Here is a 13,890-nt window from a genome sequence, read left to right on the forward strand (position 1 = left end):
AGGAGCGGCGATGCCCCCCGACGCCACAGATGCGCAGACCCAGGACACAGCGAACCTCGCCCGCGAGGAACGCGCCTCGGGCCTGCGCACGATCCGCAAGGTGACGCCCTATCTCTGGCCCCCCGGCCAGACATGGGTGAAGCGCCGCGTGGTGATCGCGATGTCGCTTCTGGTGCTGGCCAAGCTGATCGCGGTGATCACGCCGTTCTTCTACAAGGCCGCGGTCGACACGCTGTCGGGCGAAGGCACCGATCCGGCATGGGCGCTGGGTGCGGGGGCCATCGGCCTGACCGTGGCCTACGGCGTCACGCGCCTGATGAACGTGGGTTTCCAGCAGTTGCGCGATGCGGTCTTTTCCCGAGTCGGCCAGCGCGCCCTGCGCCGTCTGGCGCTGCAGACCTTCCGCCACATCCACGCGCTGTCTCTGCGCTATCACCTGACCCGCCGCACCGGCGGTCTTTCCCGGATCATCGAGCGTGGGGTGAAGGGCGTCGATTTCCTGCTGCGCTTCCTGATCTTCTCGATCGGGCCGCTGATCCTCGAACTCAGCCTTGTCGGGATCATCCTGTTTGTGCTGTTCGATGTCTGGTACCTGGTGGTCGTGGCCGTCACCATCGCGATCTACGTCTGGTTCACCTTCAAGGTCACCGAGTGGCGCGTGAAACTGCGCCGCGACATGAACGCGCAGGACACCGACGCCAACCAGAAGGCCATCGATTCGCTGCTCAACTACGAGACGGTGAAATACTTCGGGGCCGAGGACCGCGAGGCCCGCCGCTACGATCACGCCATGCAGGGCTACGAGACGGCGGCGGTAAAGACCGCGACGTCGCTGGCCTTTTTGAACTTCGGGCAATCGGCGCTGATCACCTGCGGGCTGGTCATCGTCATGGTGATGGCGGCGCAGGGTGTCGCGGCAGGCGAGATGACCGTCGGCGATTTTGTCATGGTCAACGCCTACATGATCCAGATCATCACGCCGCTCAATTTCCTCGGCACCGTCTACCGCGAGATCCGGCAGGCGCTGGTGGACATGGGCGAAATGTTCGAACTTCTGGAACAACCCTCCGAGGTGCAGGAACGCGTCGACGCGAAACCCATCGCGGTCACCGGCGGCGCGGTCATCTTCGACGATATCCGCTTCGGCTACGATGACGGTCGCGACATCCTCAAGGGCGTCACGATCATGGTCGGGGCGGGCGAAAGCGTGGCCCTTGTCGGCCCCTCGGGGTCGGGCAAATCCACCATCGGGCGGCTGTTATTCCGGTTCTACGATGTCTCTGGCGGGGCGATCCGCATCGACGGGCAGGACATCCGCGACGTGACGCTGGAGAGCCTGCACCAGGCCATCGGCGTGGTGCCGCAGGATACCGTCCTGTTCAACGACACGATCCGCTACAACATCGCCTATGGGCGCGACGGGGCCACCCAGGACGAGATCGTCGCCGCCGCCCGCGCCGCCCAGATCCACGATTTCATCGAAACCCTGCCGGAGGGCTATGACACGGCGGTCGGCGAACGCGGTCTCAAGCTGTCGGGCGGCGAGAAGCAGCGCGTCGGCATTGCCCGGACCCTGCTGAAGAACCCGCCGATCCTGCTGCTGGACGAGGCCACGTCTGCGCTCGACACCGATACCGAGGCGGGCATCCAGTCCGCGCTGGCCCGCGCCGGTGAGGGCCGAACGGTGGTCACCATCGCGCATCGCCTCTCGACCATCGCGGATGCCGACCGGATCGTCGTACTGCAGGCGGGCGAGGTGATCGAGGAAGGCACCCATCTCGACCTTCTGGACCGCAATGGCCGCTACGCCCAGCTCTGGCTGCGCCAGCAGGCCGAGGAAGAAGACGACGCCGCCTGATGGCCCGCAAGAGCTACCCCGAAACGCCCGACGGACGCTATTTCGTGGCCAAGGGGCGGCTTTGGCGGAAGACCGATCCGGCGCTTGACGACAGCACCCGCCGCGCCGCGGTCAAACGGCTGATGCAGGCCCGGCGGGCGGTCGGACTGGCCAAGAACGATGCCGAGACACGCAGCGCCCGTGACGCCGTCGATGCGGCCAAACGCGATCTTGGCGAGCGCGGAGAGGTCTGGTGGGACGACGGCGCGCCCGATGAGGGCGGCAGGCATCCGAAGAACACGTCCTACGCCGAATGGTGGGCGGGGCTGAGCGAAGAGAGCCGCGCGAAGGGCGCGTGACATTCGCCCTGGCTTCCGCGACACCGGTTTCGCAATCGTGCCAAGCCTCTGCTCAAACGAAGCAAGCCGGACCAGTTCAGGCACCGCTTCGAAACAATGCCCTGGAACGACGCACCCGGCCCGAACAGCATCGAAGGTGCCGGGACAGCGCCCGTCCGGCCCCACCGGACTGGCGCTTTGGTGCTGGTGGAGCGCCGCTCTGGTGACGCGATGATGCGACGAGATAAAGCGCATAGCTCAGTCGTGGTAGCGCCCGTCCGCCGGACCGGCGCTGTCCCGCCACTCGAGCTGGCCGCCAGAGACCGCACAACAACCGGAATTCAGAAAGGCCCCGGACATGATCCGGGGCCTCGTGGTGCATCTCACACAGGGACCGCGCGCTACATCGCCGTCCAGCCACCATCGACCGAGATGGTCGTGCCGGTGATCTGCGCTGCCGCATCCGAGCACAGGAACACCGCCGTGCCACCGATCTGTTCGGTGGTGGCGAATTGCCGCGAGGGCTGGCGTTCCAGGATCACCTTCTCGATCACCTCTTCCTCGGTCATGTCGTATTTTTTCGCCGTGTCGGGGATCTGCGCCTCGACCAGCGGCGTCTTGACGTAGCCCGGGCAGATCGCGTTGGCGGTGATGTCCTCTTTCGCGGTCTCCAGCGCCACGGTCTTGGTCATGCCGACGACCCCATGCTTGGCGGTCACATAGGCCGATTTGAAGGGCGACGCGGTCAGACCGTGCGCCGAGGCGATGTTCACGATGCGGCCCCAGCCTGCCTTGCGCATCATCGGCAAAGCCGCCGCGGTGCAGTGAAAGGCCGAGGACATGTTAATCGCGATGATCGCATCCCACTTGTCGACCGGAAAATCCTCGATCGGAGCGACGTGCTGGATACCTGCGTTGTTGACCAGGATATCGCAGACACCGGCCGTCTCGATCAGGCGACGGCAGGCATCGCCCTTGGACATGTCCGCCTGGATATAGCGCGCGGTGACGCCGAATTCCTTGCCGATCTCTTCGGCCAGGGCGTGATCCGCGTCGGTGTCCGTGAAGGAATTCAGCACGACGTCCGCGCCTGCGCCCGCCAGCGCGCGCGCCACGCCCAGTCCGATGCCGGAATTCGAGCCGGTGATGATCGCGGTTTTACCTGAAAGCTGCATGGGGGGTCCTCTCGGGGATGTCTGTCGGAAATCGGCGGTGCCGTGCTGCACCTGCGCGGATATGACCCGAGCGTCGCGGGACGTGCCACCCCAAGCAGACCCAAAGCCAAAAAAAACGCCGGCGCGAAGCCGGCGTTAAGTTATTGAGGCAGGTTTCATACAGGCAAGAAACCTATCGAGCAGTACCTCATAGATAAGCGAGAATACCCCCTTTGCCAAGCTAAAAGTTTGATAAGCCCCGAACTCCCCTTTACCCTCAGCCCCAACAGAACAACGAAAAAGAGGGATTGTCCCCGATATGGGCACACACTTGTTCCAAACCATCGCATTCGTCGCCGCAACCGTGTCCGGTGGCCTTGCCGCCCTGCCCCTCGGCGCCGAACCGCAGCACGGCGTGGCCATGTATGGCGCTCCGGAGTTGCCGCCGGATTTCCGCGCGCTGCCCTATGCCAATCCCGACGCGCCCACCGGCGGACGCATCGTCACCGGCGAGGTCGGCGGCTTCGACAGCCTGAACCCCCATATTCTCAAGGGCACGACCCCCTGGCAACTGCGATTTCTCGCCTATGAAAGCCTGATGGGCCGGAATTACGACGAACCCTTCACGCTCTATGGTCTGCTCGCCGAATCGATCGAACTGCCGGAAGACCGGTCCTGGGTTGCCTTCACCCTGCGCGAGGAAGCCCGGTTTTCAGACGGCACCCCGGTCACGGTCGAGGACGTGATCTGGTCTTACGAGACGCTTGGAACCCAGGGCCATCCGCGCTACCGGGGCGGCTGGCAGAAGGTCGAGACCATCGCGCAGACCGGCCCGCGCAGCCTGCGCCTGACCTTCAACGTCGAAGACCGCGAATTGCCGCTGATCATGGGCATGCGCCCGATTCTGAAAAAAGCCCAGTGGGCCGACCGGGATTTCGGTGATTCGGGACTCGAGACGATCCCGATCGGCACGGCGCCCTACGTGGTCGACGATTTCGAGGCCGGGCGCTATGTCACGCTGCGGCGCAACCCGGACTACTGGGGGGCCGACCTGCCGCTGATGGCCGGTCAGGCCAATCTCGATGAGATCCGGCTCGAGTTCTTCGGTGACGGCCAGGCCATGTTCGAGGCGGTGAAAGGCGGCCTGATCAATTCGCATCGCGAAAGCAACGCCGAGAAATGGGAAACGCAGTATGATTTTCCGGCGGTGCGCAACGGCGACCTGGTGAAATCGGAAATTCCCCATGGCCGCCCCTCGGGGATGATCGGATTCGTGATGAACACCCGCAAGCCCGCCTTCGCGGACTGGCGCGTGCGCTCGGCGATGCTGCACGCCTTCAACTACGAATACATCAACGACGCCATGACCGGTGGACGGCAGTCCCGCATCACCTCCTACTTCTCGAACTCGTTCCTCGGGATGTCGCCCGGCCCCGCGGAAGGCCGCGTGCGCGAGATGCTGGAGCCCTACCGCGCCGAATTGCTGCCCGGCGCGCTCGAGGGCTATGCCCTGCCGGTGTCTGACGGCACGGTGCGCAACCGCGCCAATCTGCGCCGCGCCATCGCGCTGATGGAGGAAGCGGGCTACGTGGTCCGCGACGGCGTGATGACCCGGCCCGACGGTCAGCCCTTCACCTTCGAGGTGCTGCTGGCCCAGGGCTCTGCCGAGGCGCAGTCGATCATGGACCTCTTTGCCCAGGCGCTGGACCGGATGGGCATCGATGCGACCATCACGGTCATCGATCCCGCGCAATACACCGAACGGTCCAACAATTTCGACTTCGACATGGCCTATTACCAGCGCGGCCTGTCGCTGTCGCCCGGCAATGAACAAAAGCTCTATTTCGGGGCCGCCGCCGCCGATCAGCCCGGTTCGCGCAACTGGATGGGTGTGAAAAGCGCCGCGGTGGACGGTCTGATCGATACGATGCTCAACGCCGACGACAAGGACGATTTCGTCGCGGCGACCAGAGCGCTGGACCGGGTGCTGACGACGGGCCGCTACGTGATCCCGATCTATCAGTGGAACGTCAGCCGCATCGCCCACGCCAGGGAACTGAAGTTTCCCGACACGCTGCCGATCTATGGCGACTGGCTGGGTTGGCAGCCTGATGTCTGGTGGTGGGAAGACCAGTGAAACAGGCGTGACGCGGCGCTGCGTTGCGGCGTCGGATATGCGTATTTGGAAAATGGAAAGGCGGGGGGTAAAACGGCGCGCGCGCGCGGAATTCCGAAGGGGTGCGCGTGCGCCCGGATTGCTGACGTCCCCCGAGACGCGGGGGCCGGACTGCCGCGGGCACCGATTTGCGGTGCGGCGGTCACGGGTCCGGGTCCGGCTGCGCGCGGAGGGGGGCGCGCGGTGCGGCTTGCGTGCGGCAAAGAGCATGGCATAACCGTCCGCATGAGCGCAGTTTTCAATGTCGGTCCACCCGCCCCGTGCCCGGATCCGTTCAACCTGGCGGAACACGTGCTGACCCGTGGCGCGGCTTCACGCGACAAGGTCGCGCTGGCGGTGCTGGGTCTGACCGGGGCCGAACGGTGGTCCTACGGGCGGCTCGAGGCGGCGGTGCGCGGCGTCGGCACCGGCCTGTTGCGCCGGGGCCTCGTGCCGGGCGACCTGGTGCTGATGCGGATCGGCAATACCACCGCCTTCCCCATCGCCTATCTGGGGGCGATCGCCGCGGGGCTGGTGCCGGTGCCCACGGCGGCACAGCTGACCGCACCCGAGGTGGCCAGGATGGTGGCCGAGCTTTCCCCCGCTGCGATCCTGCGCGCGGACGGGGTGGCCTGCCCGGACGCGGAATGTCCGGTCCTCTCGACGCAGGAGATGGCGAACTGGTACGATCAGGACCCCTGCCACTGGGACCGGGGCGACCCCGAACGGCTGGCCTACATCGTCTATACGTCCGGCACATCCGGCGTGCCGCGCGCGGTCTGTCACGCGCACCGGGCGGTCTGGGCACGCCAGATGATGATGCAGGGCTGGTACGGGCTGTCCCCGGACGACCGGCTGTTGCACGCGGGCGCGTTCAACTGGACCTTTACCCTGGGCACCGGCTTGCTGGACCCCTGGGCCATGGGCGCCACCGCGCTGATCCCTGAAGATGGCATCGATCAGGCCCAGATCCCGCTGTTGATGCGGCGTCACGATGCGACGATATTTGCCGCGGCACCGGGGGTTTACAGGAATATCCTCAAGCATCACGCGAGGATGGATCTGCCGCGGTTGCGGCACGGGCTGGCCGCCGGTGAGAAATTGGCGCCGCCGATCCGGGCCGCGTGGGAGGCCGCCACCGGCTGTCCCGTCTTCGAGGCCTACGGCATGTCGGAATGTTCGACCTTCATCTCGGGGGCGCCGTCGCGACCTGCGGCCAGCGGCGCGCTGGGATCGCCGCAGCCGGGACGCCATGTGGCGATCATGGGCGCGGACGGGCCGGTCGCCCACGACACCCCGGGCGAGATCGCGGTACATCGGACGGATCCGGGGCTCATGCTGGGCTATCGCGGTGCCGAGGCGGAAACCCAAGCGCGGTTCCGGGGGGACTGGTTCATGACCGGGGACAAGGGCAGCATGGCCGTCGACGGCCAGATCACCTATCTCGGACGCGCCGATGACATGATGAATGCCGGCGGGTTCCGCGTCTCGCCGATCGAGGTCGAGTCGGCTTTCATCGCGCATCCCGGGATCGAGGAATGCGGCGCCGTCGATATCGAGATCAAGCCCGGCGTCACCATCATCGTGCTGTTCTGGACCGGCCCCGCCCCGTTGGAGGAAGCCGTGCTGAGCGACTGGGCGTCGACGCGGCTGGCCCGCTACAAGCAGCCCCGCGCGATCCGGCGGATCGACACCATGCCGAAGAACCCCAACGGAAAGCTTGTCCGCAAGGCGCTTCGGGCCCGGTTCGACCCGCAAGCGCGCAGCCCGCGTGCATTCCCGGACGGCGGCTGATAGAGCCGCGAAAACACTGCCGCACGTCAAGCCAGGAGGACGCCCATGGCCAAGCTCGACATTTTTTCCGATCCGATCTGTCCCTGGTGCTATATCGGCAAGACCTATCTTGATCGTGCCTTGGCGGCGCACCCGGATCACCCCTTCGAGATCACCTGGCACCCCTTCCAGCTCAACCCCGACATGCCGAAAGCCGGCATGGATCGGCGCGCTTATCTGGAAGGCAAGTTCGGCGGCAAGCAGGGCGCGGCAAGAGCCTATGCGCCGGTGGTCGAACGGGCCCGCGATGCCGGTCTCGAGATCGATTTCGGCGCGATCGCGCGCACGCCCAACACCCGCGATGCACATCGGCTGATCCTCTGGGCGGGGATCGAGGAACGGCAGACCGCCGCCATCTCGGCGTTGTTTGCCGCCTATTTCACCGAAGGCCGCGACATCGGCGATATGGACGTGCTGTCCGACATCGCTGACGCCATCGGGATGGATGCATCGGTGGTGCGGCGGCTGCTCGACTCCGATGCCGACATCGAGGAAATCGGCAATCGCGACGCTGCTGCGCGCCAGATGGGCATCTCCTCGGTGCCGACGTTTATCGTTGCGGGGCGACATGCGGTGCCGGGCGCGCAGCCGCCCGAGCTTTGGGCGAAAGTGATCGAGGAGATTGCATCGGGCGCGCTTGGCACCGACTGAAGGCCTGCCAGGGGGCAGTCCGCGGCCGATGCGACAGGGGGCCGGGGGCGCGGACGTCCGAGATGCAAGTGCTGCATGCGGATCATTGCGACCGGCAGCGGTTGAGAACGCGCGACCGGCGGGGGGCCGCGCGCGTGCCGTGGGGGGCCAGGTGCAGCGGGGGCGCGCGGCCTCCGCGATGCCGCGCAATTTTCCGCAAACGTCGGCATAGGGTTGCACACGCCTTTTCATTAACCGTCCGATCTGCCCTAATCGAGGTTGAACATTTACCCGCGAGGCCCCCTCCCCATGTCGAAAATCAAGGTAGCGAATCCCATCGTCGAGATGGACGGAGACGAGATGACCCGGATCATCTGGGATTTCATCAAGCAGAAGCTGATTCTGCCCTATCTCGACGTCGATCTGCTGTATTACGACCTCGGCATCGAGGAACGGGACCGCACGGAAGACCAGATCACCATCGACGCCGCCGAGAAGACGCTCGAGGTGGGCTGCGCCGTCAAATGCGCCACGATCACCCCCGACGAGGCGCGGGTCGAGGAATTCGGGCTGAAGAAAATGTGGCGCAGCCCCAACGGCACGATCCGCAACATCCTGGGCGGCGTGGTGTTCCGCGCGCCGATCATCTGCCGCAACGTGCCGCGCCTGGTGCCGGGCTGGACCCAGCCCATCGTGATCGGGCGGCACGCTTTTGGCGACCAGTACAAGGCGACCGACATGAAATTCCCCGGGCCGGGCCAACTGACGATGAAGTTCGTCGGCGAGGACGGCACCGAGATCGAGCATGTGGTCTATGACGCGCCCTCGGCGGGGGTCTACATGGGGATGTATAACCTTGATGCGTCGATCTACGACTTCGCCCGCGCGTCGCTGAACTATGGCTTGCAGCTGGGCTGGCCGGTGTACCTTTCGACCAAGAATACCATTCTGAAACAATACGATGGCCGCTTCATGGAGATCTTCCAGGAGGTGTACGATACCGAATTCCGCGAGGCCTTCGAGGCCAAGGGCATCGGCTATCAGCACCGCCTGATCGACGACATGGTGGCTTGCGCGATGAAATGGAACGGCGGCTTCGTCTGGGCCTGCAAAAACTATGACGGCGACGTGCAATCGGACACCGTGGCGCAGGGGTTCGGGTCGCTCGGGCTGATGACGTCGCAACTGATGACGCCCGATGGCAAGATCGTCGAGGCCGAGGCCGCGCATGGCACCGTGACGCGGCATTACCGTCAGCACCAGAAGGGCGAGGCGACGTCGACCAACTCGATCGCGTCGATCTATGCCTGGACCGGGGCGCTCAAGCATCGCGCCAAGCTTGACGACAATGCCGAACTGGCGCGCTTTGCCGAAACGCTTGAACGGGTTGTGGTGGAGACGGTGGAAGCCGGATTCATGACCAAGGATCTGGCGTTGCTGGTCGGCCCTGACCAGAAGTGGCTGACGACGATGGGTTTTCTCGAAACCATCGACGAACGGCTGTCAGCCGCGCTCTAGGCGGTGCAGCGGCCGGGGCAATCCCCCCGGCCCTAGCGTTTGGGGGCGTCGTCAAAGCGGTCGTCAAGCGGGCGCTGACGGGATCCTTCCGGGTCGTCGTACTGCCCGCGCGCAATGGTCCAGACAAATGCGGCGAGGCCCAGAAGGCCAAGCCCCACCGAAACCGGGATCAGAAAGACCAGAACGTTCATCGTTGCCCCCGTGCCGCGTTCAGCGTGACCGTCAGGGACGAAGATGACATCGCGATGGCGGCAAGAAAAGGGGTCGCGAGCCCGGCCATGGCGATGGGCACCGACACCAGGTTGTATCCCACCGCCAGCGCGATGTTCTGAAGCATCCGCGACCTGGCGGTGCGCGCCGACCCCAGTGCGTCGGCCACCGGCATCAGCCGATCGGACAGCAGCACCAGGTCCGCGGCATTGCGCGCCGCATCCAGTGCGGAAGACGGCGCGATCGAGGCATGCGCCACGGCCAGGCCGCCGGTATCGTTCAGCCCGTCGCCAACCATCAGCGGCTTGCGGCCCGCCTCGGTCAGCGCGGTCAGCCAATCGGCCTTGTCCTCGGGCGACATGCGGGCATGGGCGTCGGTCAGGCCCAGCCTGCCGGCCATGCGGGCCACGGCCTCGGGCGCATCGCCGGACAGAAGCGCCACGTCGAGGCCGCGCGCCCGGATCGCCGCGATGGTGTCGGCAGCGTCGGGGCGCAATTCCTCGGTAAAGGCCAGCGGCACGACGGACCCATCCGCCCGGCGTAGCGCCGTTGCACCGGTGTCGGCCCCGGCCCAGTCGGCACGGCCCAGTCGCACCTGCCCGCCCTCATGGGCGGCGGAAACGCCGCGCCCGGGGGTTTCGCGCAGCTCGCCAAGGCTCCAGGGCGCAAGGTCGCGCGTCGCCGCCGCCTGAGTGATGGCCCTGGACACCGGATGCGACGAGCCTTGGGCCAGCCCCGCGGCCAGCGCGAGATCGGCGTCGGAAAGATCGCTTGTTAGTTGCATCCGGCCCGTGGTCAGCGTGCCGGTCTTGTCGAAAACGACCATGTCGACTTCAGCCAACCGTTCCAGCGCGGTGCGGGACTTGACCAGCAGACCCTTGCGGAAAAGCCGCGCGGTGGTGACCGTCGAGACCGCCGGAATGGCCAGCCCGAGGGCGCAGGGACAGGTGATGACCAGAACCGAGATCGCCACATCCAGCGCGCGCCAGCCATCGCCGCTCCCGTAGAACCATGTGACAAACGCCACCGCGCCTAGGATATGCACCAGCGGCGCATAGATCCGCGCGGCCCGGTCGGCGAGCCCCGCATAGCGGCTTTTCTGCGTTTCGGCGGCAGCGACCAGATCGGCCAGACGGCGCAGGCCGGTATCGGCGCCGGCGCGCAGCGTGCGCACCAGCAGCGGGCCGGTCAGCGTGACCTCGCCCGCCGAGACCGCATCGCCCACCCCGACCGCGTCGGGCTGGCTTTCGCCGGTCAGGGCGGCGCGATCGAGGTCGGTTTCGCCCTCGACGATCACCCCGTCCACCGGCAGCCGGTCGCCGGGGCGCACCCGGATCATGTCGCCCGCGACAATGTCGGCAGCGCGCACGATCTCTTCGCGACCGTCGACAACGCGCACCGCTTGCGGCGCTTCGAGGGCGGCAAGCTCTGCCGCGGCGGACCGCGCTGCAGAGCGCCCGCGATGGTCGAGATACCGCCCGATCAGCAGAAAGAAGGTCAGCGCAAGTGCCGCGTCGAACCACCCTGCCCGGTCATGGCCCAACAGCGCCCCCATCAGCGACACGCCCATGGCCAGCACGATGGCCAGCGAGATCGGCACATCCATGTTGAGCCGCCCCGCCGACAGCGCCCCCAGCGCCGAGCCGAAGAAGGGCCGCGCGGAATAGGTAACGGCGGGCAGCGCGATCAGCGCCGCGATCAGATGGAACAGTTGCGCCGTGCTTTGCCCCGCGCCGGACCAGACCGCGACCGACAGCAGCATCACGTTCATCATCGCAAAGCCCGCAACGCCGATCCGCAGCAGCAGGTCGCGCCCGGAACTGTCCTGCCCGCCCAAGAGCCCCGGATCGAAGACCTGCGCGCGATGCCCGACCCGGGCCAGCGCCGCGATCAGCGTTTCCGGTGCCACGCCGCCCGAAGCCACGAAGGCGCGCTTCAGCGTCAGGTTCACCCGTGCCTCGCCGATGCCGGGCACGTCGTTCAGCGCGTCCTCGACGCCCGCGATGCAGGCGGCGCAATGGATGTCCGGCAGGTGCAGCACTAGATCGGGCGCGGCAACGGCGCCGCGCTCGGGGTCGGGCAACGCCACGCATGCGGGACAGGCTGCCGTCACGACTTCACCCAGAGCAGGATGCGTTTTTCGACCTCGGTGCCGTCGGGTGCGGTGGCGCCGACATCGATGCGCCAGCGACCCGGGGACAGGTCGAGCAGCATGTCATGGCCCAACGCGGCCCGCCCGTCGACGTCCTGGGCCTCCATCGTCGGGCGACCGACACGGACCGTCAGGTCATCGGGATAGACCGGGTTGCCGACCCGGTCGGCCATGTCGATGCGCAACGCGCCGTCGTCATATACTGCCGAGATCGTCCAGCCGAGGGCCTCCTGCGCATCGCGCCGGTCATCGAAGACCTGGCTTGCAACGTAGGAATTGGCAACCTCGAGGCCCGGAAACGTGCGCACCGCGCTGACCGCGAGGGCGATGTTGACGCCGATGATGATCGAGAAGCCCGTCGCGAAGATGGCAAAGACCTTGCGGCCCGTAAGCGGTGAGGACAGCATCATTCGCCCTTTCCGTTGAAGGTGGTGTCTGCATGGACGCGGTCGCCCGACAGGGTGTCCTCGATCCAGATGCGGATCTCGGTCCGGTCGGTGCTTGCCGCGACCGCATCAGGAGGCGCCATCACATAGACCCGCGTCAAGCCCTGCGTGTCGGCGGGTATGGTGACGCTGTTGCCGCTGTCGCCCTCGACCCCGAGCACCAGACCGGTCGCGCCGCCTGTCGAGATCACGAAATCCCGCTCTTCGCCATGCTTGTTGCGGATGCGCACGTCATAGGCGTTGCGTATGGTGCCGTCGGACAGGGTGACGAAGGTCGGGTTGCGCACCGGCGCGACGGTAATCTCGATATCCGAGCGAATGAACAGCAGGAATATCAGGCCCAGCCCGATCCCGGCCCAAAGCGCGGTATAAAGCAGGTTGCGCGGGCGCAGGATGTGCACCCAGAGCGACCGCGGCGGTTTGCCCGCCCGTTCGCGGGGGGCATCCGACAGGGCGATGTAGTCGATCAGGCCACGCTCCTTGCCGACCTTCTCCATGACCTCGTCACAGGCATCGATGCACAGCGCGCAGGTGATGCAGGCCATCTGCTGCCCGTCGCGAATGTCGATGCCCATGGGGCAGACGTTGACGCAGGCGTTGCAATCGATGCAGTCGCCCGGCCCTTCGAGAGGCAGCGTCGCGCTGGCGGTATCGGGCACGCCCGGCATCTTCAACGCCGGAGAGCGACCTCCGATCTGCGGGCCCGCGGCCCGGGTCACGGTGGTATCGGCGTGCGTGCCCGCGGCGCTGGCCTCGGCCTCCTTGCGGCGGCGCAGACCCTTGCCGCGCGGCTCGCCGCGCCATTCGCGATAGGCCACGGTCAGCGTGTCCTCATCCATCATCGCGCCCTGGATGCGCGGCCAGGGGCACATGTAGATGCAGACCTGTTCGCGCATGAAGCCGCCGAAGATCACCGTCAGCACCGCGAGAATGGCAATCGAGGTATAGGCGACGGGATGCGCCGACAGGGTCACCAGATCGCGCGCCAGCGTCGGCGCATCGGTGAAATAAAACACCCAGGCCCCGCCGGTCGCCAGCCCGATCAGAACCCAGACCGCCCACTTGGTCAGCCGCAGCCGCCATTTGCGCGCCGACCACGGGGCCTTGTGCAGGCGCAGGCGGGCGTTGCGGTCGCCCTCGATCCAGCGTTCGACCAGCAGGAAGAGGTCGGTCCAGACGGTCTGCGGGCAGGTATAGCCGCACCAGACGCGGCCCAGGGCGGCGGTAAACAGAAACAACCCCAGCCCCGCCATGACCAGAAGGCCCGCGACGAAGTAGAATTCATGCGGCCAGATCTCGATCCAGAGGAAATAGAAGCGCCGGTTGGCCAGATCGACGAGCACCGCCTGATCGGGCAGGTTCGGACCGCGATCCCAACGCAGCCAGGGGGTCAGGTAATAGATCGCGAGCGTGGCGCCCATGATCCACCATTTAAGGCGTCGGAAGGTGCCCGAGACACGGCGCGGAAAGATCGGCACGCGCGCGGCATAGAGCGACGGGTTCGGAGAGCCCTGGTCTGACATGTTCTGGTATCCTTGGCCGGGATTTCGGGCCGGTATTGCATTTGATGTGAACACCTTCTTTGACCCAGATCAAAGCCCTGAAATGATGCGGGAT

The 13,890-nt window shown here is 66.2% G+C and carries 11 protein-coding genes; 6 read left to right on the plus strand and 5 right to left on the minus strand.

Features of this window, described 5'->3' with window-relative positions; translation table 11 throughout:
- Positions 1-10: 10 nt before the first annotated feature.
- Together ACXYMN_RS02485 and ACXYMN_RS02490 are read left to right on the plus strand one after the other, a co-directional pair.
- A complete protein-coding gene (locus ACXYMN_RS02485) occupies positions 11-1,858 on the plus strand; it encodes an ABCB family ABC transporter ATP-binding protein/permease (RefSeq protein ID WP_459011821.1) in 1,848 nt (615 codons plus the stop codon).
- Positions 1,858-2,196, plus strand: a complete 339-nt coding sequence (locus tag ACXYMN_RS02490) for a hypothetical protein (RefSeq protein ID WP_459011822.1) — start codon at positions 1,858-1,860, stop codon at positions 2,194-2,196. Before ACXYMN_RS02485 ends, ACXYMN_RS02490 begins: the two co-directional genes overlap by 1 nt.
- Positions 2,197-2,576: 380 nt before the next feature.
- Here ACXYMN_RS02490 and ACXYMN_RS02495 read toward each other — a convergent pair whose 3' ends face one another.
- The gene (locus ACXYMN_RS02495; protein WP_459011823.1) at positions 2,577-3,350 is read right to left on the minus strand and encodes a 3-hydroxybutyrate dehydrogenase; all 774 of its coding nucleotides are present in this window, start codon (positions 3,348-3,350) and stop codon (positions 2,577-2,579) included.
- A 298-nt stretch (positions 3,351-3,648) separates the two neighbouring features.
- On the opposite strand from ACXYMN_RS02495, the gene ACXYMN_RS02500 reads away from it, so the two are divergent.
- The 4 genes from ACXYMN_RS02500 to ACXYMN_RS02515 all read left to right on the plus strand — a co-directional run bounded on the left by ACXYMN_RS02500 (position 3,649) and on the right by ACXYMN_RS02515 (position 9,465).
- A complete protein-coding gene (locus ACXYMN_RS02500; protein WP_459011824.1) occupies positions 3,649-5,466 on the plus strand; it encodes an extracellular solute-binding protein in 1,818 nt (605 codons plus the stop codon).
- 264 nt (positions 5,467-5,730) lie between these two features.
- Positions 5,731-7,278 (plus strand): class I adenylate-forming enzyme family protein, encoded by a 1,548-nt coding sequence (locus ACXYMN_RS02505; protein ID WP_459011825.1) that lies wholly within the window; start codon positions 5,731-5,733, stop codon positions 7,276-7,278.
- Positions 7,279-7,323: 45 nt separating this feature from the next.
- Positions 7,324-7,968, plus strand: a complete 645-nt coding sequence (locus tag ACXYMN_RS02510; protein ID WP_459011827.1) for a DsbA family oxidoreductase — start codon at positions 7,324-7,326, stop codon at positions 7,966-7,968.
- Between the two features lie 288 nt (positions 7,969-8,256).
- Positions 8,257-9,465, plus strand: a complete 1,209-nt coding sequence (locus ACXYMN_RS02515; RefSeq protein ID WP_459011828.1) for an NADP-dependent isocitrate dehydrogenase — start codon at positions 8,257-8,259, stop codon at positions 9,463-9,465.
- 32 nt (positions 9,466-9,497) lie between these two features.
- On the opposite strand, the gene ccoS is transcribed toward ACXYMN_RS02515, so the two are convergent.
- The 4 genes from ccoS to ccoG are packed head-to-tail and all read right to left on the minus strand — an operon-like array spanning position 9,498 to position 13,796.
- Complete coding sequence (gene ccoS / locus ACXYMN_RS02520) at positions 9,498-9,656, minus strand: cbb3-type cytochrome oxidase assembly protein CcoS (RefSeq protein WP_459011830.1); 159 nt, start codon at positions 9,654-9,656, stop codon at positions 9,498-9,500.
- Positions 9,653-11,788, minus strand: a complete 2,136-nt coding sequence (locus ACXYMN_RS02525) for a heavy metal translocating P-type ATPase (protein WP_459011831.1) — start codon at positions 11,786-11,788, stop codon at positions 9,653-9,655. Before ACXYMN_RS02525 ends, ccoS begins: the two co-directional genes overlap by 4 nt.
- Entirely contained in the window at positions 11,785-12,237 is a 453-nt protein-coding gene (locus tag ACXYMN_RS02530) for a FixH family protein (RefSeq protein ID WP_459011832.1), read from the minus strand. Before ACXYMN_RS02530 ends, ACXYMN_RS02525 begins: the two co-directional genes overlap by 4 nt.
- Positions 12,234-13,796: a cytochrome c oxidase accessory protein CcoG gene (gene ccoG / locus ACXYMN_RS02535; protein ID WP_459011833.1), complete on the minus strand. Its 1,563-nt coding sequence runs from the start codon at positions 13,794-13,796 to the stop codon at positions 12,234-12,236. The genes ACXYMN_RS02530 and ccoG overlap by 4 nt, the downstream gene beginning before the upstream one ends.
- Positions 13,797-13,890 lie beyond the last annotated feature (94 nt).

The organism is Roseivivax sp. CAU 1753 (assembly GCF_054482575.1).